This is a genomic window from Vibrio celticus (assembly GCF_024347335.1).
In the GTDB taxonomy this organism is placed as follows: domain Bacteria; phylum Pseudomonadota; class Gammaproteobacteria; order Enterobacterales; family Vibrionaceae; genus Vibrio; species Vibrio celticus.
Map to the genome: position 1 here is coordinate 2,112,191 of NZ_AP025463.1, position 26,497 is coordinate 2,138,687.

A 26,497-nucleotide genomic window follows, 5' to 3' on the forward strand; every position below is an offset into this window, starting at 1 on the left:
CTATATACCTCGAAAATAATAAGCACAACTCAATGAAGTCGTGCACCAATACAACGAGGATAAACAAAAGGAGCGTCTTATGACGGCACTTGTTACTACACTGAAACACTGGTTGTTTACCCGCAACAGCATGATATTAATTGGTAATTTCACGCTATTTGCAGTTTTGCTCAATACCCTGCCATTCGAAGCGCAAGTGAATACAGGTTTAAGTATTCTCGTGTTCGTTGCCATTCTATGGTTAACAGAAGCTATCCACGTCAGCATCACCGCTTTACTCGTTCCCCTACTGGCTGTCTTGTTTGGTGTATTCAACACGCCCGCAGCGCTGGCTAACTTTTCAAACCCGATCATCTTCTTATTCATGGGTGGCTTCGCATTAGCCGCTGCACTGAACAAGCAAGAGCTAGATAAAGCGATAGCTGACAAAGTGCTGCTGATAGCAAAAGGCAGAATGTCGGTCGCTGTGTTCATGTTGTTCGGTGTGAGCGCGGGTCTATCGATGTGGATCTCAAACACAGCCACCACAGCAATGATGCTTCCTCTTGTTCTTGGCATCATGAACAAAGTTGACCAAAGTAAAGACCGCAACACCTACGTGTTCGTACTATTGGGTATCGCTTACTGTGCTTCAATCGGTGGTATCGCAACCTTGGTTGGTAGCCCACCAAACGCAATTGCAGCGGCAGAAGTTGGTTTGAGCTTCACAGAGTGGATGGCACTTGGCCTACCTATCTCAATGATCTTACTGCCAATCGCGATGATTATTCTTTACGTGATGACTAAGCCGAAGCTTGACCACAAATTCGAGCTAGACCATGCCCCAGTTGAGTGGACAAACAGCAAGAAAATCACACTGTCTATCTTCCTTCTAACCGTAACGCTTTGGATATTCGGTAAACCAATCAACGCAATGATTGGCGGATTCTCTAAATTTGATAGCTTAGTAGCGATTGGCGCAATTGTACTGCTTGGCGCTTCTAGAGCGGTAGAATGGAAAGACGTTGAGAAAACAACGGACTGGGGTGTACTTATCCTGTTCGGCGGCGGTATCTGTTTAAGTAACATTCTGAAAGCGACAGGAACCAGCGTATTCCTAGCACACTCACTAAGCGGATTTTTAGAAACAGCTGGCGTACTGCTTACGATTCTAGCCGTGGTAGCGTTCGTGGTATTCCTTACGGAATTTGCGAGTAACACAGCGAGTGCGGCATTGCTTGTTCCTGTATTCGCGACCATTGCTGAAGCGCTGGGTATGTCGCCGGTTATCTTGTCTGCGCTGATTGCGGTTGCTGCATCTTGTGCCTTCATGCTGCCAGTTGCGACACCACCTAACGCAATCGTGTTTGGCTCGGGTCACATCAAGCAGAAAGAGATGATGCGAATCGGTATGGTGTTGAACCTAGTTTGTATCCTAGTTCTGACTCTGTTCGCTTGGATCTTCTGGTAAGCACGAACGTCCTATAAGCGCATACTTACAGGAATGCTCCCCCTAAACTGGTTGAACTTCCCCCGGTTCAACCAAGACAAAAATGCCCGTTCAGCGTAAGCAAGCACTGAACGGGCACATAAAAACAAGAAACGCTTTTCCCTTTTGGTGGCCCCGCGCTACCTTTTTTGTTTTTGGCTTTTGGGAGAAGAACCATAAAAACGCCACATATGCACATGTGGCTTATAAACTCATCAAAACAATTTTCAGATTAGTGACTCAAGATCACCTGATTTCGACCTGAATGCTTCGCTTGATATAAAGCTTCATCGGCACGAGCTATGGTCTCAGTCACCCGCTCTTGTTTCATCTCAGCGATACCAATACTGCATGTCAGTGGATCGCCATGAACCCAAAGGTGCTGGCTAACTAAGAGTCGGATTTTCTCAGCCTTTCTTTGTGCTTCGCCAAGATCAGTCTCCGGGCAAAAAACAATAAACTCTTCACCACCCCACCTCACCAACTTGTCGGTAGCGCTGATCGAACTGCCCACCACCATGCTGAACTCACGTAGAATATGGTCACCCATTTGGTGTCCGTACTTGTCATTCACGCTCTTGAAGTAGTCGATATCGAGATACAACATGCCCAGCTTGCCATGTCCTTGCTTCACATGTTGTGACTGCATTTTCAACCAATCACGAATCGCGTGTCGGTTTAGTATTCCGGTTAACTCATCACGATGGGCCATCTCTGAAAACTCAAAATTCTGTTCTCTCAGTGCGCGATTGACGTTCTTTAAGTGGTGATGTCTTTTCTCTGCGATCACCATGCGTTTTCTTGAACGGTTTAACTCTGACAGCAAGAATACGGTGCCCGTGCCCACCCACACAAACAGTAGGATCATGAACAAGCTTTCTGCGGTGATATACGAACCTTCGAACTCAATACTGCGGATGACGATTCTATGATGACCAAGCTTCGCCCCAGACGCAGTAGCAAACTCAACCATATTCACATTCGAAAACTCAGGGGCCGAATGCTCTAACGCGATGTCGTTATCAGCTAACCACCATGTCATTACTTGCAGGTTTTTGATCGGGATTTCAATCACACCACCATCAACGCCTGGAGAAAACTCCATCCCGTTGTATTTATGCGTGTACTCGTCATCAGGAACCGAATAAGCAGGATTATAATTACGCAGGTAAGTTCGCAAACGACCGCTAGAATCGGCCTCCGCATGGTAATCAATATTGACTCTAAAGGTGTGGTACTGAGAAAGGTCAAGGCCAGTGGTAATGTCTGGGTTGATACGAATCGATAGGCCGCAATAAGGCCACGGATACTCAGACTTTTTAAGCTCACAGTCGAGAATATACTGGCCATTTTGATAAGATAATTGGGACGTACTGACGCCTCTATCCGCTTGATCGCTGGTCGCGATAAACTCATATTTATCAGGGGTAATTGCCGTTATCACACGATTTCCACTCACACGGTAATACTGGACAATCGCCAGCGTCGTGATAACTAAAAAGATGACTATTTTATGGATCCACTTCACATCTAAGCTTCCGGCTTAAGGTCCCTATAGTTGGGATTTCACGATAGAAAATAAGTTAGGTAAATTAGTGATCTTAATTCCAATAATTTACTAAAAAACGTTATATCACGCCTGAACAAAATGTCATACCATAATTTTGAGCGAGTGTTTGCTCATCAATTATCCATCGCAATAATCAAGTAATATTGCGTATAAAAACAGGCCCTATTTGTTATACTCATCGCATAATCATCGTTAACCGTATCGCCTGTTCACAAGGCGAGCGAGTGGACGAAATAATAATCAAAATACAACGAGTAATGTCATGTCTTTATTAGCAAAAGGTACACTCAAGAAAATGAGTGCTTCGCTCGATGGTGCGGTTACCTACCGTTTACCTGTCGGTGAAGAGTTTGTAGAGCTAAACCCTCTGATTGGTAAAACCATCAACCTCACTCACACCGGTAATATTTTTTGTTGTTCGTGTGGTAAGAAAACCAAGAAAAGCTACTCTCAAGGCCACTGTTTTGTGTGCATGAAAAAGCTAGCAAGTTGCGACATGTGCATCATGAAGCCAGAGACTTGCCACTACGATGAAGGCACTTGTCGTGAGCCTCAATGGGGTGAAGAGAACTGCATGGTTGATCACTTCGTTTACCTATCGAACACATCAAGCCTAAAGGTGGGTATCACTCGTCACACTCAAATCCCTACCCGTTGGATTGATCAAGGCGCGACTCAAGGTTTGCCTATCTTGAAGGTAAAAACACGTCAGATTTCTGGCCTGATCGAAGTAGAGTTGGCAAAGCACATTGCTGACAAAACCAACTGGCGCACGCTGCTTAAAGGCGACGGCGACGATATGGAGTTGGTAGAAAAAGCCAAAGAACTGTTGCCATTGGTTGAAGATAAAATCCAAGAGATCAGAGCGAAGTTTGGTGACGATGCTATCGAGATTCTGAGCGAAAACATCACTTCACTGAGCTACCCAGTTGAGCAGCACCCAGTGAAGATTTTGTCGCATAACTTTGATAAGAACCCTGAAGTGACAGGCGTACTTCAAGGCATTAAAGGTCAATACCTTATCCTGGATACTGGTGTGATTAACATCCGTAAATTTGGTTCTTACGAAGTGGAAGTGTCTGCATAACTTGTAGAACTTAAACGTTTCTTATAGTTAGAGGCGTTTCTTATAGTGAGAAGCGCTTAGTGAATAGCCAAAAACTAAAATGCCTTCAAGTGATGACTTGAGGGCATTTTTTGTTGTCGATTCTATTCGCTTTCGGTGACGATTTTAGGCGTTAGAGCGCAACCACATCTCCGTCTACACAATTCTTGCCGTTGGCTTTCGCGCGATAGAGAGATTGATCGGTTAAATTCACGAGTGCATCAATCGTGACACCATCTTCACAGGCTCGACTATCACTGATTCCGATACTGACACTCGAATTAAACCGTAACTGTTCATCGATTCTGAATTCAACTTGATTGAACTGTTGGCGAATCTCTTCTGACACCTGGAGTGCTGTTTCAAGAGACGCATTTGGGATAAATATAATGAACTCTTCACCACCCCAACGGCCTGCTACTCCGCCGACTTTCTCGGCACTGCGCTTAGTAATATTAGCCAAAGCGCAAATGACCTCATCACCAACCATATGACCGTAAGTGTCATTAGTCGACTTAAAATCATCGATATCTAGCAACATACACACAAGGTAGCTATTAGATGACATATGCTCTCTCAACCACTCATAAATCGCTCTGCGGTTTAGTAAGTCGGTCATTTCATCGTAGTTCGCTTGGTGAACCAACTGCTTTTCCAACATCACCTTTTGCGTCACATCTTCGAGCACAACCTGAACGGCTGGCTGACCTTTCCAAGTAATCGCATTGTCGTAAATATTGAAGAACCGATGAACGCCGTCAAAGCCAATATTTTCAACCACGGTACTAGTACCTGACAACTCACCCGACACGATCGCGTGATAGTGCTTGCTGATGCCATCGGTATTCTGTTTTGGTACCAGTTCAAGGATAGAGTCCAGCTCTAATACTTGCTCGATGGAAGCCGCGCCTTGCATATTGACCCAAGATTGATTAACCATCAGCGGCTTGAAACCTCGGTGAACCAAGATGCCCTGCCCAGATTGCATGATCATGTCGTGATACATCTTATCTTGCTCAAGCACCGCTTTTTGCAGCTGAATCGCAGGGGAAAGATCGATAACCGTGACTTGCAGTGCAGGTCTTCCCTGCCACTCCGTCACATGGTCGATAGAAAACACGGTGAACTCTCTGCCATTACGATCAACATTGGTATAGGTGTGAACCTGAGGGTCGCGTTGACCACTGACCGTTTCAAGGTAATTTTGATAAGCTAAAACATGGTAATCTTCTGAGATTAAATCTAGAAAGCTATCGATATTAGAAACTAGTTCTTCGGGCGATTGGTATCCATAGATGCGAGCATAGTTAGCGTCAACACTCACTACATTCATATCTTGAATAGTTATTACACCGTACGTGGATTCGAAATTTATTGAAGACATTGCCAACTCCGCACTCTAGCTACACTTCATGAACTGGAGCATAACAACAAATCCTGCCAACGCTTCCACAGAATCTATCACGCGTTAGGGACATTAATATGGTATCTAGTATATCGTACTGTTGCGAGCTTCTCTACAATTCAATCGCTAACACCAGTTATCAAAAGTAGACAAGTCTCTCATTCCTATTACTCGCGTCAAAAAACAAAAAAAGATAACGTATATCTATGTAAGAATTAGCTTTTCTGTTTTCGACCTTAAAGTAGGTAGCTAGCGCTAATCACGACTCTTTTCAATTCCGTTCATTATTCACTTCTAGCATGTTGGCTGTTCGCTTAAAACCTCTTCGGTTACTCATTCCAATCCGAAAAATAAGCGACTAAGAAGTCGATCGCTAACCGTGCTCTCTGGGGTAAAAAACGACGGTTTTGATATACGACCCAACTGCTGGTTCCCGCTCCCCAATACTCTTCAAGCACCGGGACAAGCTTTCCATTAGTCAGACCGCCATTGAAACTGCTTTTGGGAAGGTAAACAACACCAAGCCCCTCTTCGCATGCTTTCAGTACTGCGCTCGAATTGTTACTGCGCCAGCGCCCATGCACTCGCACTGCATTTAACGGCTTGCCCTCTTTCTCAAATAGCCACTGATCACTGTTGGCGATAATGCAGCTGTGCAACTTCAACTGTTCAGGCTGTGTAGGAGAACCAAACTGATCGATGTAGTTCTGACTCGCGGCCGCTGCCATCGGGCGATCGACAAGCTTCCTTGCCACCAAACCCGAATCATCAAGTCGGCCATAACGAATCGCGAAATCAATACCATCTTCGATGAAGTTAACCATATTGGTATTGAAGTTCATTTCGATAGTCAGATCAGGATGGTCTTTCGCAAATTCCATCAAAGCTGCTGCAACATGATTCTCTGCAAACGCACCCGCCGCACTGACACGTAAAGTACCGCTCAGCTGAGTCTGCTGAGAAGTCACTTGTTCGTTCGCTTGCTGAAGCCCAATGACCAAATCTCTACACTGCTGATAATAGGCGTGACCCGATTCGGTCAGGCTCACCATTCGTGTAGAGCGAGCAAGCAGTGCCACACCCACTCTCTCTTCTAACCTTGAAACTTGGCGACTGACATGACTGGTACTGCAACCCAGTTGTTTTGCTGCTGCAGAAAAGCCGTGACATTCGGCTACCGCAACAAACTCATTAATCCCTTCAAAGCTATCCATACTTCACCTGTTAACGTCTAACGAATTCACATTCGACTAATTCACATCTGACTATTGCTATATAGCAATAATGTTTTGCCTATTCGGCATATTATCACTCAAATGGTTTACTACTAGTATTACAGGTAACGAAACAGCGGTATCTCTATTAAAAACACTGATGTCTGTCTTAAAAACGCGGATGTCTAAACAACGACGCTGAACCCCAACAAACGTGCTCAAAGGGACGAATCATGAAAAAAATACTAATACCTGTAACTAATCACGCAACATTAGGCGATACAGACCAAGCGAACGGGACTTACGCGCCTGAACTGACTCATGCTCTGAAAGAGATCATTGCTGCGGGTTTTGAGTACGACATCGCTTCTATCAAGGGTGGTAAAGGCCCGTTGTATGGAACCGATATTGAAGGGGATTCAGTAAACGCCGAGATCTTGACTGATGATGATTTCCAGAACCGCATCAACAATACGATTCCTGTAAGCCAAATTAATGCAGAAAGCTACGATGCTATCTTCTACCCAGGTGGATTCGGCTTGCTTTCAGACCTAGCGACCAACGAGCAATTCGCAGCTATTGCGGCTAAACATTACGAAGATGGCGGTGTGATCGCATCAGTATGTCACGGCCCTGCGGCGCTGCTTCCGATTGTTCTGAGCAACGGTGAAAAATTACTAAGTTCTAAATCGGTGACTGGCTTTACACGTGAAGAAGAGATCGACTTTGGCACCATCAACGACATTCCATTCCTACTGGAAGAGTCGCTTGCTCGCAGCGCTGCGCGTTTCAACAAAGTTCAGCCTTGGCAAGAACTTGTGATTGTTGATGAGCGAGTGATTACAGGCCAGAACCCAACCAGCGCACACGCTGTAGGTGCAGCTCTGGTTAAGCAGCTCTCTTATTAAAATCAGTCTCTTAGCTAAATCAAGGGCTTAATCGAATCACTGGCGTTACGCAAATAAGTAATAAGCGCGGTGAAACAAAAAAGAGCATACTTACACCTCAATATTCATGAGAGAAGTATGCTCTTTTCTAATTCTGTCGCTATTAAGTGCTAGTGGCTAGTTACTTCGCAAGATCCCTTCAAGCACATTGAACAGCAAGTCGATCTCTTCAATCGAGTTGTAATGCATACAACCAATACGCACCACGCCCTGCTCTTCGATACCCAGCTGCTTCACCAAACCTAGCGCGTAGAAGTGACCATTCCACACACAGATATTATGCTCACCCAGCTTCTTGGCGATGAACTCTGGAGAATGGTTTTCAAAGGTAACCGCAAAGGTTGGCGTTCTTAGGTTCGAGTCAAACTCGGTTTTTCCATAAAGCTTTGCCCCTTCAAGATCAGACAAGCGTTTAAGGAAGTACTCACTAAGTTGGCTCTCGTGCTTATTATACAGCGCGTAGCTTTGCTCTAAACGAGAACGCAATGAGTCGGTTGGATCACCGAACTGCGCTAAGTAATCGACCGCTGCAATCACACCGGCAAGGCCTTCAAAACTTTGCGTACCTGTTTCAAAACGACCTGGGCCGATATTGGTTGCAGGCTCTACCTTGTAAGGTTTTAACGTGTGTAGCCATTGAGGTGCAACATAAGCAATGCCCACATGCGGGCCGAAGAACTTATAAGCTGAGCACGCTAAGAAATCACAATTCAGTTGCTGAACATCAATCAAATGATGCGGCGCGTAATGCACGGCATCGACATAAACCTGAGCACCATGCTGATGTGCAAGCTCAATAACTTTTGCCATGTCGACAATAGAGCCCGTCGTATTCGAGGCAAACGTCACCGCGACAAGCTTGGTTTTCTCGTTAAGCAGCGATTCAAAATGCGCCATATCCAAACTGCAATCTGATTCGTCTACACGAACTTGGCGAACAATCGCACCTTTGTCGTCTGCCGCTTGCTGCCAGCTCGATACATTCGAATAATGATCTAAAGCCGTGACGATAACTTCATCGCCCTCTTTCCAATCTCGGCTGATCGCTCGGCTAAGTTGGAAGGTCAGCGATGTCATGTTCGCACCGAACACAACGTTGCCAGAAGACTCCGCATTAAGCAGTGCTTGCGCCGCTTCTCGCGCTTGCTGCATTAAGCTTGTGGTCTTTTGGCTAGAAAAGTAGTGCCCACCTAGGTTTGAATTGAAATGCCCTAGGTATTCGGTCATTGAAGCTAAAACATTCTCAGGCACCTGAGAGCCACCCGGCCCATCAAAGAAAGTGACTGGCTTGCCATTATGATATTGGCCTAACGCGCTAAACTGTTGGCGCACATCATTAAGAGTGAAGGACATTGCGCGCATCCTTAGCCGTTAATACAAACACATCCATGTAGCCCATCTCGCCATGGTCTATGGTACGAATCGGTTGTGCATTGTGCCAAAGCTTACTATCAGCAAGCATTGCCACTTCGCCATCGCCTAACACTTTTCTGAAGAACGGTGCTTCGTGGCTATCTTGATAAAGCATCACTTCACCACCAACGATGTTGTGACGAGTAACACCAATGATCGCGATGTGGTCGAAGCCGTCTTGGTGAACACCTTCTGGTGCAACCTGAGTTTCTTCAAAAATAGCGGCAATGCGGATTTGATGGATTTCGATTTCTTGTCCGTCTTCAAGCCCGTTGGTTTCAATAAACAGTTCACACATCTCTTGCATGCCTTCGCTGCTTAGGATTTGTGCTTCAATCGGCTCGAACTGACGAACAACGTCACCTTGAAAGTGATTAATGTCTTCAGACTGAACAAAGTTATGTTTGTCTAGCTCAACGACTTGTCCATTACTGAATTCAACCACTGAGTACCTTCTCAATCGGAACTGGCCATCTGCATGCTCTGTGCTTGGTAGCTTAGAGAATGAAGGTGACAACTCCTTAACTGCATGGTTACTGAGGTGGGTAATATGTAGGGTATTTTCGTGAGCATGTAACATCATCGACTCCTTAATGATTGTTAATTAACTTTCGATATTTAACGTTTTATTTACATAAAGGATACTTGAAGATCTTGCCAAATCAACATTAAACAATCATTTATCCCGTCAGATTTAATAATTCAGACACTAAATCCAATCTAGAAATAAAAAGCAGTGTATAACACCAGAATAAAAGATGACCAACTCTTAAAACTAGCACACTCCACTAGCCAGTTATAAATACCTACAAATTTAAATTTAACGATATTATCAACTACCAAGCCAGGTTTCATATTGTGCCAGCCCTTGCCCTTTAATACGCCAGCCTCCTTGCATGAACTCAAGCACCACGCTCGCCATCATTCATTTCTATGCTTTTGCACAACGAAATACGACCTACCTATCAATTGGCAAGCTATTGATTATTTACACAACAAACTGAAATTGGTTAATTTATGAGTACGCCAGAAACCAAACGCCTTTGCTTGCGCGTCTGGAACAGGTCGAGTTCGGGGGGAACTCGGCCGCCCTCAAATCAATTTGCTTTTTTGAGGGAGCGAGTTGATTGTTCTCTCAGTTTCGAAAGTGCTTGAAGTAGGATGTTGCGGGTGGGATTTGCTCATTCGTATCTGAAAGCCTGAGCATGAAGCATTTGAAATCGGACATAGTTACGGATGTAACATCTAGACAGAGGCATATGTTTACAAATGCAAGGCGTCCTTCCTTAACACGTTTATGCCCCGAAGTGTATATGGAATCCACGTATTTACAAAGCGACGAACCATAAAAGTTAAGATGCGGTCGTATATTCGGTTTCTGTTGGGGGAGCTACCCCCTAACCTTTGATGTTTGCGCACCTACTGACCTATTCAGTTAGGCAGTTTTAGAAAACATTACACTTCGGTCAGGTTCTCAGTAGGTTGGTCTTACCTATTATGCATCATCATTTTGTAAAATTTGGTACTGCGTTAAACTTAAACTGTTGCTGGTATTGATTGATATTTTGTCTCATAGCGAAGCATTGCCCACGCGGTTCTAACCGTCTTATTTGCTAATGCAATACAGGCTCGTTTAAAGCCAATCCTCTTGACCAGTTCAATTAACCAAGCCTGTTTCTGGGTAGTAGGAATTTCAGGAAGTCTAGCAAGATAGGACATCGCACCTAAGTAGAGTAATGAGCGTAGATCTTTTACTCCACCAGTTTTGTTAATCCCAAGCATTATAGTTTTACCACCAGAGCTATGTTGTTTTGGAGTTAAGCCAACGAACGCTGAGGCTTGCCGACCATTTTTAAACTGATCGCCATTGCCTAATGTGACATACAGCATTGACGCTGTTGTTTCAGCTATCCCTTCTAACTCCATTAACCTACGACATGGTTCAATCTGTCGAGTAAGAGCGTTTTTGGTTTTTTCTAACTTCTTCAACTCTGATTTTAGATTGAGGTATTGTTGCCACATCATTGTAATCGTTGTAGCCAATGGTGCTGGCATTTCGGCCTGTCCATCAAGGACTGAGGTAACTGATTTTTTTAGACCGATTTCTCCTTTAGCATTAACAACACCATACTCAAGAATGACCGCACGAATATGCTGGCCTATGGAAACCATAGAACGAGTTAATAACTGACGACTTGTTTCAAGAGAATGAAGTCCTTGCTGGTCAATTGTTTTGGGCTTACTGTACTTAAGACCAATTTGTAGTGCGGCATTCGCTACAGCTAACGCATCATTCGCGTCAGTTTTATGACCTTCAAGATAGCCTTTGACTTTCTTTGGGTTAATGATTCGTACATCGTGACTAAACCGTTCAGCGAAACGTCCCCAATAATGGCAGCTAGCACATCCTTCAACAGCCACAATAGAAGGCTTAGCCGTTGCCAAAAATTCTTTTAGTTTTTGCCTGCTCATAGCTTTGTTACTCAGTAGTTCTCCATGGATACTGATATGACAAACTTGAAAGACATTTTTCGCTAGGTCTATACCGATCACGTTACTATTTAGCATGCTGGAAGCCTCATTATTAAACACCTTGGCTAAAGTGTAGTTAGCCGCGGAGAGAGTGGATTCCATACATCATTTAAGACGTATGTTTTTGTTGATAAGCTTTGGTTATGATTTCCGGCTCTAGATAGCGAAATCCAGAAACAACAAAGGGCTAGAAATTACTTTTCTAGCCCTTTTATATGGCAATCCCGATGTTACGTGAAACTCATCCCTGCTTGTTGCCTAATTAACTTATTGCGATGAGGTTTGAAATCGTATTACTTGCTTATTGTTTCATCAGCACAAGCTCGGCATCATCATGCAACACCGCCCAAAATGCATGCTTATCCTCGTCATAACCTACGATATAGTCATCAGAGTTGCATCCAGTGTCGGACATAGTTAACGCTTCAAGGAAGCTTTCGTCATAGGCTTCATTGATAATACATTCAGCCGAAGACATGGCTTGCCATTGATCAGCTAGTTTGATGTGCAAAGCGACGCTGTCTAAGCTTTCCAATTCGGGTAAGTCAAATTCAATGGCGTAGCTGACCGCTGCCTGTTTCGTTATATCCCACTCTTTGGTCGCATGGCTTGGTAAATTAAGCTCTACTGGTTTTTCCCAGTCGTTTTCAGCGGTTTTGACACCATCATCCACCTCAATGTCGAGCTCACCACCATTTGCATTTTGGTAAGTTCCTGTATGTGTTGTCATCCCTGAGATCACTAAGATATCCGACAGCATATCTGACGAAGTTTGGTGATCCCAGCTTAAGGTCACGTGCTTTTTCATGTCCATAGAAGTCACAGGAATGATAAAGTTATTTTCATTACTCCCATCTTGCAGTACACGCTCTTTTGCATTGAAATTAGGTGACCATGCGGCATGCCCTTGATAAAGGTAATTGTGTGCTCGAGCCCAAAAAGCACTCGGATCTTCCGCGCGTTTGTCTTTGTTCCAGCCCATAGTTCGTTCGACATTTTGAATGCGGTTATAAAGTTGATTTTCTCCGCCTAAAATTCGAGCATAAAGCTGGTTTGAGTCGATACAAGGGGCTGTTCTAAATGAGTAATCATGGCCGTCCGGTCGGGCATCTCCGGTCTCAATCTTGGCCGCAATCGTTGTTGCATCAACGATTTTCTCACACCGGTTTGTTGTGCGGTCGAACATATCGATCATGATCCAATCAGGGTTCTGTAACTCTTGAGGGCCTTGTTCATTCGTTTCTACGGTGTGCGGGGCAGCAAACGATTCGTAACGAATGCGGTTTCCATCGATAGAATATTGCGCGGCATTAACATCTAAATGATATGAGGTGTCATTGTCTAAGGTACCCATTTTCATCTGAATAATGTTTTGTACAAAATCACGTTCGCCATATCGGAAATCATAGCCCTTATAAGATGCATTTCCTGCTATAACTTGCGTGTAAATAGGTAGGCGATAGTTACCACCAGTTGGAGTCGACCCTTGCGGTATTAGGTATTCTGGTGCGTTAATCGTTGAACGCTGGTATAGGTGCTCATGACCTTGATTCCAAATGACATCATTTTGGAAGAAGAACTCTCTAATTTCATCCCAAGATTCCTCAAGCATTTGCCCTCGAACATCTGATTTGTTGCCTTCCACAATCAGCTCTCGCGTTTGTCCGTATTTTGCACCGACAAGGCCATCGTGACTGCTAATAAAAACATGTTCAACATCATCACGATGCTCATTGACCACTTGTTTTATCCATTCAAATGCGAAAGCAAGCTCCCAGTAGGAAATTTGAATTAATAATGCGTTATCGCGTTTAACGTAATAGTTTACCCACTCTTTTTTAGGTTGGTGTACCGCATCTTCAGGAATGAACTCTGACATGTAGTCAATCCAATCAATTGTAAAACTGAACGATTCTTCATGGTTACCCATGAGCGGTAAAAACTCGATGCCTTTTGCTTGGTATTCGCGAGCAATCGACGTCCAGCTTTCAAACTCGGTTTTTGTGCCTTTATCGACCAAATCACCTACGGCAATAACCACATCCACGTTATTTTCCAAATGCTTGTCGAGTACAGCTCTCATTGCATGCTCTGCGACTAGGACACCGTCTGCTTGAGTATCAGGCAGAATACCGACTTTGAGCTGAGGTTGAGGAATAGAAGTGGAAGGTGAGTTAGAGTTTGAGTTGCAACCGGTAAGTACGCCCGCAATTAACAGAGGTAAAAGTAGTTTCTTCACAATAAAATTTACTATATAAAAATCCAAAAGAAGTATAATAAAAATAAAATATTTCATCCAAGCTCATATTTTATTAATCTTATATTTCAAAGTGATAGATGTGAGTTATACTTTATATTGGCGCTCGCTGATTTCCTGATGATTCACCTGAAGAGGTTCTTCAAGCTTGATCAATACGGTGGTTTTTTTTGATACATTTTGTCGCGCCAGCTGAATGGGGATTTTTCCATTCTTGACTTGGAATTTGCCCCATTATTGGTTTCGCCAAAAAAACCACGCTATCGATTGAGTGAATTTTGACCAAATATAACTAATCTGACACCCAAAACTCACAAAGTACGAAAAATGGGGGGCATTGTGCTATTCTTGCCCCAAATGAACACGCTGATTTTTGCATTATAAATCGCTCTGAAATCGTTATAAACTTTTAAGACAGTATGGAATTGTATCGCTTGATTAAGCGTCTAAAATCTTAGCTAAAAGCGTTTGACGTGCTTTAAGGGCTGTTTCTGATAGGAAACCCACAGATTTTACATAATAGGAATAATCGACACCTAATAATCTGTAGCTACAGATTGTTAGGTGTTGTACATCATTTAGTGGAGAATGATTAGGTTTCGGATTAGAAATCGATATGTTCATACAACAAAGCTGTAGTGCTGCATAAATTAACGAGGTCGTATTAAATGTTTGGATTAAAACGAATCAAATCAGAAAATGAGCTGCTAAAGCAAGAATTAGCAGACCTCAAACAGAAGTACCAAACTGACGTTGCCGCTCTGGAAAATCAGCTCCAAGAGGTTCAGCAGCTTGTTCGCTCCGCTCAACAGGAACACCACTATAGTGATGAGTTGATGTCGAACAGTTTGAAAGGTGGAGATATGCTCCAAACCATTCGAACAGAGATGGTGGAGAATGCGCAATCTATGGCGCATGAAAACCAAGAGCTGCAACAACTAGATGAAATGTTTAAGCAGACTCATCAAGCTCTTGCTCGTCTTGATAACCGAGCCGTGAAGATCAGTACGGAAGCCTCACAAAGCATTGAATCTGTTAAAATATTAGATAAAACTGCCATTTCTATTTCCCTTCTTGTATCGACTATTCAAGAGATTTCTGATCAAACGAATTTGTTGGCATTAAATGCAGCGATTGAAGCAGCACGAGCTGGTGAAGCAGGCCGCGGATTTGCCGTGGTGGCAGATGAGGTAAGAAACCTTGCAGGCAAAGCCAGCGAAGCCAGTGAGCAGATTGATTCTTTGGTAAACCAAGTACTAACGCAAGTGAACGCGATTAAAACCTCGATTGATAAAAACCAAACTTGTGCTGAGGAAGTGTCTGCCTCTTCTGCGCAGATTGGTTCTATTGTCAACGAAGTGGTCGTGAAATCGGAACACATGCAACAGGTAATCCATGTTGCTTCCACACGCGCTTTCTTGGATACGGTCAAACTCGACCACGCCATTTGGAAGAACAATATCTATCGTCTCCTACAAAAAGGCTTGTTCGGTGAAACCGTTAATAGCCACTCTGAGTGTCGCTTGGGGCAGTGGTACTACCGCGGCGATGGCAAGGCTTACAGCCACTTAAGAAGCTATGCATTGCTTGAAGAACCACACAAAGGCGTGCATGACGGTGGACGTGAAGCAATGAGTCAAGCCAAATCTGACAACATGGCAGGCATGGTGACTGCAATTAACGCCATGGAAGACGCCAGCGAACAAGTAGTGGAACAAATTGACAATTTAATGAATGAGATTATTGGTGATTTAACGTAACGGCACTTAGTGCGCACCTAACCTAACCCAATACTTTTGCTAGCGCGATGCTACTCACCGCACTAGCACTTCACAAGTAAATTTGCCATACCTGTAGTTATTGATGGTTTTCTAATTTAGAAAAGGCACTGGCAAGGTTTTGCCCCATTTCGTATATGGAATCCACGTATTTACAAAGTAATTTGGCAATAAAAGTTAAGATGCGGTCGTATATTCGGCTTCTTATTGAAGGAGCTACCTTCTAGCCTTTGATGTTTTGCGCACCTACTGTCCTTATCGTGTTAGCAGCTTGCTTAGCATGACAGAATGGTCAGGTTTTCAGCAGGTTGGTCTTACCTTTTATGCTTCATCATTTTGTAAAATTTATGAATTTGTTATTAATTAATCGGTGAGTAAAACAGGTCTGTATTCAGTTTCATACCGAAGCATTGCCCAGGCAGTTCGTACCACCTTGTTAGCCAATGCAATACAGGCTTTCTTGAAGCCAATACGGTCAATGATGCTCCTCAACCAAGCATCTTTCTGAGTTCTTGGCTTTTCAGGCAGCCGTCCAACGTAAGACATTGCACCAAGATAGAGAAGGGAGCGTAGCTCCTTCACACCACCGCATTTATCGATCCCAATCATAAATACCTTACCACCTGAACTGTGTTGTTTGGGCGTAAGGCCAACAAACGCGGAAGCTTGCCTTCCATTCTTGAACTGCTTTCCATCACCAAGAGTTGTATAGAGCATCGCGGCCGTTGTTTCACCAACACCTTCAATTTCCAACAATCGTTGGCATGGTTCTATCTGACGCGTTAAAGCATTTTTCTCTTTCTCGAATGCAATGAGTTTTGCTTTCATTTCTTTATATTGCTCCCATAGCATAGACAGAACGGACACAACATTAGCGGGTATTGAAGTATCACCATCAAGCACTGTTTGAACCGACGCCTTTAAACCTTTTTCACCTCTAGGGTTTGCTATGCCGTAGCCCAAAATCGTTCCTCGAATGTGAAGCGCTAGGAAACCACACTACGAGATAAGAATCTACGACTGGTTTCTAAAGAATGCATAGACTGTTGTTCTAATGACTTTGGACGGCTGAACTTGATACCAATTTGCATTGCGGCATTAGCGATGGCGAGAGCATCATTATGATCCGTTTTATGACCTTCTAGATATCCTTTCACCTTCTTAGGGTTAATAATTCGGACTTCATGGCCAAATTTTTCTGCTAATTGTCCCCAGTAGTGGCAACCGCAACAGCCTTCCATAGCGACAATCGAAGGCTTAGCCTTTACCAGAAACTCTTTCATTTTCTGGCGACTCAGAGGTCTATTGGACAATAGCTCACCATGAATGCTGATATGACAGGCTTGGAGAACATTTTTTGCTAAGTCGATGGCGATAACATTTTTAGTCAACATATTGGAACCCTCAGATTTGTCTCACTCTCCTAAGTCTAGATTGGCAGAGGAGGGAGTGGATTCCATACATCAGTTTAGAGTAAAAGCTCATTTACATGTTGTTCATTACTCTTTGTCTTACTAGAAGTAATGGCATGGCGGAAGAGGATTATACGGAACCTTTCTGCAATCTACCTCTTACACCCTTACAATACTCACATAACTTGCTAATAATCCTTGAGTTGCTTGCCTATGGCGAGGAAGATAGAACAAAGGCACATGTAGAGAAATGCCCCCTAGAAAGCGTCAAATTCAAAAGGAAGCTCGTGGATATACTTAACAATCGAGAAATTGCAATTTCGTTGTGGCTGTTGGCAATTACGATTTACATATCGTCATCTTCTAGAATGGCAGAGGTCAGGAGCTGCTTTAAAGAGGTGCTGTCAGCTTTATTTGTAAAACAAATAATTACTGTCCTTTGTTTAATGATCGCTTATATGGCGATTGTCATTTCTTGGCTTTCCGATTTAGGTCTATGGAATGCAGAACAGCTCAAAAACACCGTTTTTTGGTGCGCTTCCGTAGGGTTCATGTCGTTGTTTAAACTTGAACAGCTCAAAAAGGATAAAAGTTTCTTAAAACAGTCAGTCATAGACAACTTAAAACTACTAGCGATTCTTCAATTTATCGTTGGTGTATATACTTTCTCTCTCTGGGTTGAGGTTCTGTTAGCTCCAGTTTTAGCATTAATTGTAGCCATGTTAGCTATTGCTGAAACCGATAAAAAGCATCATCAAGTAAAGGTTCTGCTTGAACGTTGCCTATCTTTATTTGGAGTCGTTTTAATCATTTACACTTTGTACATGTTGACGACCAACTTTGGTGAGTTTAGCAAAGAGAAAACTGCGTATGATTTCTTCGTTCCCCCCTTGTTGACTCTTTGTTATTTGCCATTTATTTACGTCATCCTTGTTTATACGACATACGAGAAAGTTTTCATTAGCCTTAATTCAAAAATAAAAAGTGGATTTCATAGGTGGATTGCTAAACTCTACGCTTTAATATTGTTTAATGTTCAACTTAGCTCGCTGGAACGATGGTCAAATCAAGTTGGCAGAGTAAATATAGAATCACACTCTGAACTATTGGAGACCTTCAAATACATATTTAAAGTTAGGTCTGCTGAGAAAAAACCAAAGGAAGTGCCAAAAGAACAAGGCTGGAGTCCTTACGAAGCTAAAGACTTTCTCTTTAAAGAAGGACTTAATACTGGCTTTTACAATAGGGTCTTTGAGCAGGAGTGGTCAGCATCATCACCAATGGAAGAATTTGGTGGTGGAGTTATTGCATATTTCGGAGCATTCCGATCAGTCATTTCGGGATTATCCGATCACCCATTTCGGTTTAAACCGATCACTGATTCCGCGATTATCCGATCACTTTTAGTCAAACTCCGAAATCGGTGATCGGAATAGCGAAAACCGCGATCGTAATGGCCGAAATCCTTCCTTTTTCTCTTTTAAATCAATAGCTCGCTATTCTTTACTTCTTAAACAAGAAGGAAAGGAAGCGACAATGGCCAAAAAGAGAACTCCAATGAACAAAATCAAAGAGGTATTACGCCTTAAATACGACTGCGGTCTCTCAAATCGTGGTATCGCTTCTTGCCTTAAACTCGGCCCGTCCACCGTATCAGAACTCCTTACTCGCTTTAAACAAAGCCAACTTGGTTGGCCTCTACCCGACAGTTGCAGCGATGCAGATCTCACACAGGCGCTGTATCACGGCAAGAAAGTCAGTCGAGATAAAGTTATGCCAGACTTCACTCAATACGCAGTCGAACTCAGGCGTAAAGGTATGACAAAGATGCTGCTCTGGCAGGAGTATCATGAGCAATATCAAGAGCAAGCTTACGCTTACACTCAGTTCTGCGAGCACTTCACTCGTTGGTTCAAAACCCAAAAACGCAGCATGCGCCAGCTTCATGTTGCAGGTGATAAACTGTTTATCGATTACTGTGGGCCTCGGCTTCAGGTGGTCAACCCTGACACAGGCGAAGTGCGCGAAGCGGAGGTGTTCGTCGCGACTTTAGGCGCGTCCAATTACACTTATGTTGAAGCCTTCCCAGCCAAGGGAAGCCCTACTGGTTAGAGGCGCATGCGAATGCGTTCGAACACTTCGGTGGCGTACCACAACTCTTAGTTCCCGATAACCTACGCAGCGCAGTCACCAAAGCCAATCGTTATGAGCCGAGACTGAACGACAGCTATCAAAAGCTGGCTAATCACTATCAAACAGCCGTGATGCCTGCTCGCCCCTACAAACCGAAAGACAAAGCCAAGGCAGAGAATGCCGTGCTCCTAGTAGAACGCTGGATCATGATGCGGTTGCGACACCAAGCCTTCCACACTTTTAAAGAGTTGAATCTCGCCATCCGTGAACTCATGAATGAGTTAAATCAGCGTGAGATGAAACAGTATGGCGCCAGCCGCCAAGCGCTGTTCGATAAACTCGACAAACCTGCATTAAAGCCACTGCCTAGGCAGCGTTACCTGTATACCGAAACTAAACGAGCCAAAGTTGGCCCTGACTATCACATCGAATATCGCCGTCATTACTACTCGGTTCCCCATCAACTTGTTGGTCACCATGTCGAGTTGGAAGCCTCTAATCGCCTGGTGCAGATCTACCATCAAGGTAACTTGGTGGCCCAGCATCCACGTAGCCAAAGAGAGCGAGGAAACAGCACCCAACCAGAGCACATGCCAAGCAACCATCAACATCAGAAGTGGTCGCCAGGGCGCTTGCTTAGCTGGGGAGCCAATATCGGCCCAGCCACACGAGAAGTCGTCAATAAGATGCTGAACTCCAAGCCTCATCCAGAGCAGTCTTATCGTTCCTGCCTTGGCTTGCTCAGCCTCAGTAAAACCTATGGCGAATCGCGCCTAGAGCAAGCCTGTAAAGATGCGCTGATGCTGACAAAATCCAATTACACCTTCATCAGCAATTTGTTGAAAAACAATCGTGAAGGACAACTGAGTAAAGACAACACGAGTACGCCAAATCTTGTTCATAGCAATGTTCGTGGCCCGAACAGTTATCACTAGGAGAAAGGATATGAATGCACTGAACGACCAACTCAAAACCCTACGCTTGAGCCATGCAGCGAAAGCATTAGAGCAGCAGCAAGAGCAACTGACCACCTACGCAGAACTGGACTTCGAGGAAAGGCTAAGCCTACTTCTGGAAAGCGAGATCTTGAATCGCAATCAGAGCAAAATCCAACGCTTAAAACGACAAGCCAAGCTGAGAGTAGATGCGCAGCCGAGCCAACTTATCTATAAGGAGGGACGAAACCTCAATCGTAAACAGATGAGCGAACTTCTGACGGGCAGTTATCTATACAAACACCAGAACATCTTGGTTACAGGCCCAACAGGCGCAGGCAAAACGTATCTTGCCTGCGCACTGGCAACCAGCGCCTGTGACCAACAACAAACGGTTAAGTACTACCGATTAACTCGCTTGCTTGACGACCTGACCGCTGGTCGTCTGGATGGTAGCTATCAAAAGCAACTCCAATCGCTGGCTAAGAAAGCCTTACTGATCCTCGACGACTGGGGGATGGAAAAACTCACTCAAGAGCATGCGGGTCACTTATTAGAAGTGCTGGAAGAGCGTTATCAAAACAGCAGCACAATCGTCATCAGCCAGTTACCTGTAAGGGAGTGGTACAACATGATCGGCAACGCCACCGTCGCGGACGCGCTAATGGATCGGCTAGTACACAATAGTCATAGAATAGAACTGGGAGGTGAGTCAATGAGAAAACTGGCGCAATCCGATCACTTAGAGTAAAAATAAGAAGAGGGAAAAACGGTAGGATCAGGTGATCGGAATAAACCGAAACGAGCGATCGCAATCACCGAAATACGCAGTTATTCAGAATAATATTTCTTACTACGTTGAAGGCTCTGAAGAAGTTGCAAATATACTTAAGCTCAAAGTTAACGTGAATGATGATGCTAGATCTCGACAGGCGCGAGAAAAGCTAGAGGAAATCGCGCAAGCTTTGAGCATCTCTAGCTTGAATAAGCCATTGTCTAAGAAAATGAAAATGGCTATTTCACAATGTGAGCCATATTCTGAAATACTTTTGGATAAGAAATTTTCACTGGTTGTAGAAAAGTGGCCAAACCATACGTTTAATGGATATGATATTAATTTTATAATATCCATTACCCAACCAGCCGCTGCTATTAAACAAGCTTGCCCAAGAGTGCGGTGTTAGCTATTAATTATCAGGTTTAAAATTTGGAGTAGTAAGTGAAGATTTTCTTGGATACGAATGTTTTTTATAACAACTGGTTTGCTAATAACCCAAACTTTAAACTTATGTTTCACTATTTAAATAATGAAAACGAAGATTTATTACTTTCAGAGCTAGTTGTTAAAGAAGTTGAAAATATTAGGAATCGAGAACTCGAAGAATCAGTACTAGAAATTGAACGATTAGTAAAGAAAATGGAGAAACTTAACTCCAAAAAAATTAAATTCTCCCCAGATGACTTGGGTGTTGATATATATGATTTAAATGAAATATTGTCTAATAAAGTAGACTGGATTGACTCCATAAATTATGAAAGTATCTCACAATCTTTAGTTGTTAATAGGGCGCTGAAAGCTACGAAGCCCTTTACTGGTCAGGAGAAGGGGTATCGAGATACGTTGATATGGCTTTCTTTCCTAGAATACTTGAAAGAAAAGGATATAAATGGTGAAATAATTTTTATTACAAATAATAAATCTGACTTTTTTGAAGTTAAAAAAAAGAAAATAAGATTTCACCCAGACCTTCAAAAAGATATAGATGAATATGAAATAAAAGCAAAAATTACCCCATACCTTAATCTATATGATTTTGTTAATGATAAAATTGATAAAATTGATAAAATTGATAAAGATGATCACGCGATCGACAAACTCGCACTAATCAATGAACTTGATGACTTTTTTATCGATGAAACGGATGATTACCTTGAAGGTATGAAAAACTCGCAGCTTTCAGAACTGTTTTCAACAAACTTATTTTCTGATCGATTAACCGATGTTCTAGACATAGATGTTGTCAACTGGGATGGTGTCGAAGATCCTGAAATTCATTCAGTTAGCAAACTATCAGGTGATGATGTTTACATTAGTTGCTACTACGAGATGCGTGGTATCAATATGACAATATCGATTGATGAAGTTGAGTACAATCAACACATGGAAGAAATTGAGTCTCTACATGAGTTTATCGAGGTTGAGATAGATAAAATTAATGGTATCGCAAAATTACTATTTGGGTTCCGTATTAATATCAATGCAAGCTTTATTTATGACATTAAGGATGAGGCTCCTAGGGAATTAAGCGTCGAGTATTTCAACTTGTAGACAGGTAGAAAGCATTTAAGAGTGATTCCCAATACTCCGCAAATTCGTTTTGCTTGGGTTCAGTGGTTGTCGCGGCTATGCATTGTGTTGGTGCTCGTTAGCGCCAACTATGTGTGTTTGCCATACTTGGATTAATTCATTTATAGCTAATTTAGATAATTGAATGAAACGCTTTTGTCCAGAAACTGCATAGATACGAACCTCATAGACAATTTGGATAGCATAAGACGCTATCACTACGTTATTACTTAAAATCAGGCTGGAATCACTTACCTCACATAACCTACCTGTTAAGTTCTTAATAAGCATACCTAAACCCCAGGGCGGGATCGCACTTTGTTAACTAATGTGATCTAATAGTGGCAAATCCTCAGATACACAGCAATTTTGAACCTTATTGAATACTTATCTGTCGTCGAAGACACTCGCTCGGACATCAATCAGAAACACAACCTCATCGATGTCATGTTTCTAGTGATTAGCGCTATCGCATCGGGATGTGAAGGTTGGCAAGACATTGAATTTTATGGAGAAGAAAAGCTCGATTGGTTAAGGAAATATAGACCTTTCGAACATGGTATCCCTCGTAGACACACAATAGCTCGCATCTTGCGTTCCGTTGTTGCTGAGTCACTGCTCGAAGCTTTAGCCCTTTGGATAAACGAGCAGCGAACTAGCCATAACAAGCCCATTATCGCATTTGACGGTAAGGTGTTGCGGGGCTCCTATCGTAACGACAGAAAAACTGCGTTGCAGTTGGTCACCGCTTACGATACCGAGCGTGGTCTAGTTCTGAGCCAGAAGCCGACTGAGAACAAGAATGGTGAGATAAACATTGTACGCCAAATGCTTGATGTTATTAATGTAAAGGGTAGCGTTGTCACGGTTGACGCCTTACATTGCCAGCGTGAAACACTAGAGAAAATCAAAGACAAACAGGCACATGTCGTCGTCCAGGTTAAGAATAATCAGCCCAAGCTTCGAGCGGCTGTTGTGGAGCAGTTCAAACAGTTTTGATGCTGGCAAAGAGAAAATAGTCACCGAAATCAAAGAGAAAAAACATGGTCGCAGTGAAGAGCGATACGTGTTTCAGCTCAAGGCTAAATTGCCCGATGACTTAGCTAAGAAGTGGCCAACGGTAAGAAGCATCATAGCAGTGGAGCGCCATCGAGTGATCAACGGTAAAGGCACTGTAGATACGTCCTACTACATTAGTTCTTTGTCGCCGAACAACAAACTCCTGGGTCATTATATTCGCCAGCATTGGCGGATCGAGAACAGTCAGCATTACGTGTTAGATGTTGTTTTTAAAGAGGATAGTTCACGCATCACTTTAGATGGTGCAGTGGAAAACATAGCGTTGTTCAGGCGCTTTGTGATGAATATGCTCAAGCAATGTGACTGTGGTGCGCCAAGCCAAAAAGTGAAATTGAAAAAAGCGGCATGGAACGACGATTATCGGGCTAGAGTATTCTTTGGGTTATAAATCCATCAAAGTATGCTCCCGCCCTGACCTAAACCCAGAGCTTTGTTCATAACTTTTGAATTTGCCGTTACTTCACTCTCCCGCCATAAGCAACATCAGTATTACTTAAAGTAAACTCTCTTATTATAAGTCTTTCTTCTGGCTCAGTGCTGCAATAAGTTTCTTTCTTTCGCTCTCTGTCATTTCATAGATCATGCACGCCAGTTCAGCAGAGCTTTCATCTTCACAGAAGAAATAATTGAGCGGCACACCAAGCTCATCGGCGATTAGCTTTAAGGTTTGAACATCTGGGGCGTGCTTGCCTTTCTCGTATTGATTCATTCGAGGGCTTGCTGAACTTGCATCCATACCTATGCTTTCTCCCAGGGATTTTTGAGAGAGCTTTGCTTTTTTTCGAGCTTGTTTGAGTCGCTCTGGGATTGGGTTTTTAAATGACACTTAGATTTCATTTCTCTGATCTCAAGTTAACTAAGATTTTCTTAGTTTTATGGATTTCTGTATACTAAGCAATCCTTAGTTTTTGGTTGGTGTAATTTTGGAAATGAAACGGGCTCGAAGAATTAGTGCTGTCATGCACAAGTTATTGATAGAAAATGGGTTAGATGGATTCACCGTGCTAGAAGCGAGAGATTTGTGGCTATCCCTTGATAATGTGGACTCCAATTCTGCCGAAGCTCACAAAAAGGTGTACCGAGCAATTTTTCACTTTGAAAAGAAAAGTTGGTTGCGAAGTGAGGGCTCAGGCCGGAAAAAACGCTACTTTCAAACGCAACAATTTAAAGAGTTACATAACAATGTAACAACGAATAACCAAGCGGATATGAAGCCTAAAGTACCCATTCAAAACTATTCCATTTTAAGCAATGAACGTAACGAATATAAGGGCGAATTGGAAATAATACTTGGGGAGATTGACGAGTATCAGTCGATCGTATCTCGATTTCCTGAGCTAGAGAATAAACTGGCCCCTTTGCATCAAGAGGCTAAAGAGCGCGCCGCTTTATTGCTCGGAAAAGTGAACGTTTTAACAAAGGTTCTTAATACTCTCTATGAAGGAAATGAACAGTGTTAAGGAAGTGGCAAAGTGAATGCTCTGACAGAGCGTTGAAAAAATATCAATCCAACTGCTCCCATTTCTTTTGCCAAGCTACACCTGGAGCAGGTAAGACAGTGCTTGCCGCTAATATTGCGTCAAGGTTGTTACAAAGTGACATGGTAGACCTTGTATTGTGCTTCTCACCATCGTTGACGGTTTCTGATGGTATAAAAAGAACCTTTTCGTCGAGACTTAAGTGTACGTTTAATGGTGGCATGGGATCTGTCGGGCAATCTTTAACATACCAATCTATCCAATTCCTCAATGACGAATTTTGGCAAACATTGCGAAATCACAGGGTCTTTGTTGTCTTTGATGAAATACACCATTGCTCTGGCTCTGAGGTTGAAAATGCGAACATTTGGGGGCAGCAAGTTCTCACTAAGATTCAAGGGCTTGCTACTTTTACCCTCGCACTTTCAGGTACACCGTGGCGTTCAGACTCTTTACCCATTGTGATGGGTGAGTACAGCGACCCAGACGGACAGCTTCTTGTCGATTACCAATACACTCTTAAACAAGCTATAGCTGATGGTGTTTGTAGAACGCCCAAAATCGTCTTGGTTGATAATGAACACTTGTCTGTTAGTAGTAGAGAAAAAGTCGAATCCTTTTCATCAATATTAGAGATGCTTAAACAGACAAAAGCATCCTACCAGAGTGTTATTCACAACCAAGAGGCGATGGAATATCTACTCGGTTTAGGATGTGAGCAGCTAGAAAAAGTACGTCTCAGATCACCCAATGCCGGTGGGCTGATTGTTGCAGCTTCGGTTCAACATGCGCAAACAATCAAAGAGATACTATCTCAAAAGTTTGGGCAAACCGTTGCTATCGTCACTTATCGACATGAAGAGCCGCTAGCAGAAATAGAGCGTTATCGACAAAGCGACGCACAATGGATTGTTAGTGTAGGTATGATCAGTGAGGGTACTGATATTCCGCGCCTTCAAGTATGTTGCCATATGAGTTCAGTCAAAACTGAATTGTATTTCAGGCAGGTGCTCGGACGAATACTTCGTGTGAATAATACAATAAACCAACAAGCGTGGTTATTCACTTTTGCAGAGCAAAGCCTGATTGAGTTTTCTGAAAGGATTGAACAGGATATTCCTGAGTCTCGTCTCTATGTAAGTATGGGGAAACCTATCGAAACAGAGTTCTCTGGTCGACGAAATAGCTTAAGTGTCGCGCCTCCGCTTGAGCCCCAAAACAGCGCGAGAACAACAGTATCTTGGGAAAGCAGTACAGAAAGTTCAAATAGTCTCTATGGAGCATTAGGAATGTTTGATGAGCTTCGACTTGGGGCATTTAAGCAGAGAGTGATCTCGGCTTTCTCTTCCATGTAATTGAAGAAACCATAGGCTACATTTTCACTAAAGGCACATTGGGGAGGCCAGAATGAATTACTTTGCAG

The 26,497-nt window shown here is 43.1% G+C and carries 18 protein-coding genes and 3 pseudogenes; 12 read left to right on the top strand and 9 right to left on the bottom strand.

Going from position 1 to position 26,497, the window contains the following annotated elements; all coding sequences use genetic code 11:
- The first annotated feature begins 79 nt into the window (after positions 1-79).
- Positions 80-1,450, top strand: coding sequence for an SLC13 family permease (locus tag OCV19_RS09535; protein WP_050635108.1), 1,371 nt, complete (start codon positions 80-82; stop codon positions 1,448-1,450).
- Between the two features lie 250 nt (positions 1,451-1,700).
- On the opposite strand, the gene OCV19_RS09540 is transcribed toward OCV19_RS09535, so the two are convergent.
- Complete coding sequence (locus OCV19_RS09540) at positions 1,701-2,996, bottom strand: GGDEF domain-containing protein (RefSeq protein WP_065677390.1); 1,296 nt, start codon at positions 2,994-2,996, stop codon at positions 1,701-1,703.
- 304 nt (positions 2,997-3,300) lie between these two features.
- Between OCV19_RS09540 and OCV19_RS09545 the strand changes: the two genes are divergently transcribed.
- Complete coding sequence (locus OCV19_RS09545) at positions 3,301-4,125, top strand: DUF2797 domain-containing protein (protein WP_065677391.1); 825 nt, start codon at positions 3,301-3,303, stop codon at positions 4,123-4,125.
- Positions 4,126-4,276: 151 nt separating this feature from the next.
- On the opposite strand, the gene OCV19_RS09550 is transcribed toward OCV19_RS09545, so the two are convergent.
- Both OCV19_RS09550 and OCV19_RS09555 read right to left on the bottom strand, forming a co-directional pair.
- The gene (locus OCV19_RS09550) at positions 4,277-5,527 is read right to left on the bottom strand and encodes a sensor domain-containing diguanylate cyclase (protein ID WP_065677392.1); all 1,251 of its coding nucleotides are present in this window, start codon (positions 5,525-5,527) and stop codon (positions 4,277-4,279) included.
- A 350-nt stretch (positions 5,528-5,877) separates the two neighbouring features.
- On the bottom strand, positions 5,878-6,762 hold the full coding sequence (locus tag OCV19_RS09555; RefSeq protein ID WP_065677393.1) for a LysR family transcriptional regulator: 885 nt from the start codon (positions 6,760-6,762) through the stop codon (positions 5,878-5,880).
- Between the two features lie 233 nt (positions 6,763-6,995).
- On the opposite strand from OCV19_RS09555, the gene OCV19_RS09560 reads away from it, so the two are divergent.
- Positions 6,996-7,670, top strand: a complete 675-nt coding sequence (locus OCV19_RS09560; protein WP_065677394.1) for a type 1 glutamine amidotransferase domain-containing protein — start codon at positions 6,996-6,998, stop codon at positions 7,668-7,670.
- Between the two features lie 156 nt (positions 7,671-7,826).
- Here the strand turns inward: OCV19_RS09560 and OCV19_RS09565 are convergent, their stop codons facing one another.
- The 4 genes from OCV19_RS09565 to OCV19_RS09580 all read right to left on the bottom strand — a co-directional run bounded on the left by OCV19_RS09565 (position 7,827) and on the right by OCV19_RS09580 (position 13,893).
- Positions 7,827-9,062: a cysteine desulfurase-like protein gene (locus OCV19_RS09565; protein WP_065677395.1), complete on the bottom strand. Its 1,236-nt coding sequence runs from the start codon at positions 9,060-9,062 to the stop codon at positions 7,827-7,829.
- Positions 9,046-9,702: a 2OG-Fe dioxygenase family protein gene (locus OCV19_RS09570; protein WP_048607150.1), complete on the bottom strand. Its 657-nt coding sequence runs from the start codon at positions 9,700-9,702 to the stop codon at positions 9,046-9,048. The genes OCV19_RS09565 and OCV19_RS09570 overlap by 17 nt, the downstream gene beginning before the upstream one ends.
- Positions 9,703-10,658: 956 nt before the next feature.
- On the bottom strand, positions 10,659-11,690 hold the full coding sequence (locus tag OCV19_RS09575) for an IS110 family RNA-guided transposase (protein ID WP_065677905.1): 1,032 nt from the start codon (positions 11,688-11,690) through the stop codon (positions 10,659-10,661).
- A 265-nt stretch (positions 11,691-11,955) separates the two neighbouring features.
- The gene (locus OCV19_RS09580; protein ID WP_167352294.1) at positions 11,956-13,893 is read right to left on the bottom strand and encodes a metallophosphoesterase family protein; all 1,938 of its coding nucleotides are present in this window, start codon (positions 13,891-13,893) and stop codon (positions 11,956-11,958) included.
- 686 nt (positions 13,894-14,579) lie between these two features.
- Here OCV19_RS09580 and OCV19_RS09585 point away from each other — a divergent pair.
- Positions 14,580-15,671, top strand: a complete 1,092-nt coding sequence (locus OCV19_RS09585; RefSeq protein ID WP_065677646.1) for a methyl-accepting chemotaxis protein — start codon at positions 14,580-14,582, stop codon at positions 15,669-15,671.
- A 381-nt stretch (positions 15,672-16,052) separates the two neighbouring features.
- On the opposite strand, the pseudogene OCV19_RS09590 reads toward OCV19_RS09585, so the two are convergent.
- Positions 16,053-17,083: pseudogene (locus OCV19_RS09590) on the bottom strand (IS110 family RNA-guided transposase).
- 305 nt (positions 17,084-17,388) lie between these two features.
- Here OCV19_RS09590 and OCV19_RS09595 point away from each other — a divergent pair.
- The 6 genes and pseudogenes from OCV19_RS09595 to OCV19_RS09620 all read left to right on the top strand — a co-directional run bounded on the left by OCV19_RS09595 (position 17,389) and on the right by OCV19_RS09620 (position 23,984).
- Positions 17,389-18,528, top strand: a complete 1,140-nt coding sequence (locus OCV19_RS09595) for a hypothetical protein (protein WP_209441417.1) — start codon at positions 17,389-17,391, stop codon at positions 18,526-18,528.
- 109 nt (positions 18,529-18,637) lie between these two features.
- Positions 18,638-20,169 (top strand): annotated as a pseudogene (gene istA, locus OCV19_RS09600) (IS21 family transposase).
- A gap of 10 nt (positions 20,170-20,179) precedes the next feature.
- Positions 20,180-20,920, top strand: a complete 741-nt coding sequence (gene istB, locus OCV19_RS09605; protein WP_065677598.1) for an IS21-like element ISVch3 family helper ATPase IstB — start codon at positions 20,180-20,182, stop codon at positions 20,918-20,920.
- Between the two features lie 31 nt (positions 20,921-20,951).
- On the top strand, positions 20,952-21,353 hold the full coding sequence (locus tag OCV19_RS09610) for a hypothetical protein (protein ID WP_065677724.1): 402 nt from the start codon (positions 20,952-20,954) through the stop codon (positions 21,351-21,353).
- A 35-nt stretch (positions 21,354-21,388) separates the two neighbouring features.
- A complete protein-coding gene (locus OCV19_RS09615) occupies positions 21,389-22,498 on the top strand; it encodes a PIN domain-containing protein (RefSeq protein ID WP_065677725.1) in 1,110 nt (369 codons plus the stop codon).
- A gap of 387 nt (positions 22,499-22,885) precedes the next feature.
- Positions 22,886-23,984: pseudogene (locus OCV19_RS09620) on the top strand (ISAs1 family transposase).
- Between the two features lie 123 nt (positions 23,985-24,107).
- On the opposite strand, the gene OCV19_RS09625 reads toward OCV19_RS09620, so the two are convergent.
- On the bottom strand, positions 24,108-24,422 hold the full coding sequence (locus tag OCV19_RS09625; protein WP_061026023.1) for a helix-turn-helix domain-containing protein: 315 nt from the start codon (positions 24,420-24,422) through the stop codon (positions 24,108-24,110).
- A 103-nt stretch (positions 24,423-24,525) separates the two neighbouring features.
- Here OCV19_RS09625 and OCV19_RS09630 point away from each other — a divergent pair, with 103 nt between their 5' ends.
- Positions 24,526-25,056 carry a hypothetical protein gene (locus tag OCV19_RS09630; RefSeq protein WP_061026026.1) on the top strand — a complete coding sequence of 177 codons (531 nt, stop codon included), beginning with the start codon at positions 24,526-24,528 and terminating at the stop codon, positions 25,054-25,056.
- On the top strand, positions 25,050-26,429 hold the full coding sequence (locus OCV19_RS09635) for a DEAD/DEAH box helicase (protein ID WP_065677692.1): 1,380 nt from the start codon (positions 25,050-25,052) through the stop codon (positions 26,427-26,429). Before OCV19_RS09630 ends, OCV19_RS09635 begins: the two co-directional genes overlap by 7 nt.
- The last annotated feature ends 68 nt before the right edge of the window (positions 26,430-26,497 follow it).

What these genes read in the sequence shown, in the direction of transcription:
- OCV19_RS09535 (WP_050635108.1), top strand. Translation starts at nt 80, where the DNA reads ATGACGGCACTTGTTACTACACTGAAACACTGGTTGTTTACCCGCAAC.
- OCV19_RS09545 (WP_065677391.1), top strand. Translation starts at nt 3,301, where the DNA reads ATGTCTTTATTAGCAAAAGGTACACTCAAGAAAATGAGTGCTTCGCTC.
- OCV19_RS09550 (WP_065677392.1), bottom strand. Translation starts at nt 5,527, where the DNA reads ATGTCTTCAATAAATTTCGAATCCACGTACGGTGTAATAACTATTCAA.
- OCV19_RS09555 (WP_065677393.1), bottom strand. Translation starts at nt 6,762, where the DNA reads ATGGATAGCTTTGAAGGGATTAATGAGTTTGTTGCGGTAGCCGAATGT.
- OCV19_RS09560 (WP_065677394.1), top strand. Translation starts at nt 6,996, where the DNA reads ATGAAAAAAATACTAATACCTGTAACTAATCACGCAACATTAGGCGAT.
- OCV19_RS09565 (WP_065677395.1), bottom strand. Translation starts at nt 9,062, where the DNA reads ATGTCCTTCACTCTTAATGATGTGCGCCAACAGTTTAGCGCGTTAGGC.
- OCV19_RS09570 (WP_048607150.1), bottom strand. Translation starts at nt 9,702, where the DNA reads ATGTTACATGCTCACGAAAATACCCTACATATTACCCACCTCAGTAAC.
- OCV19_RS09575 (WP_065677905.1), bottom strand. Translation starts at nt 11,690, where the DNA reads ATGCTAAATAGTAACGTGATCGGTATAGACCTAGCGAAAAATGTCTTT.
- OCV19_RS09585 (WP_065677646.1), top strand. Translation starts at nt 14,580, where the DNA reads ATGTTTGGATTAAAACGAATCAAATCAGAAAATGAGCTGCTAAAGCAA.
- istB (WP_065677598.1), top strand. Translation starts at nt 20,180, where the DNA reads ATGAATGCACTGAACGACCAACTCAAAACCCTACGCTTGAGCCATGCA.
- OCV19_RS09630 (WP_061026026.1), top strand. Translation starts at nt 24,526, where the DNA reads ATGAAACGGGCTCGAAGAATTAGTGCTGTCATGCACAAGTTATTGATA.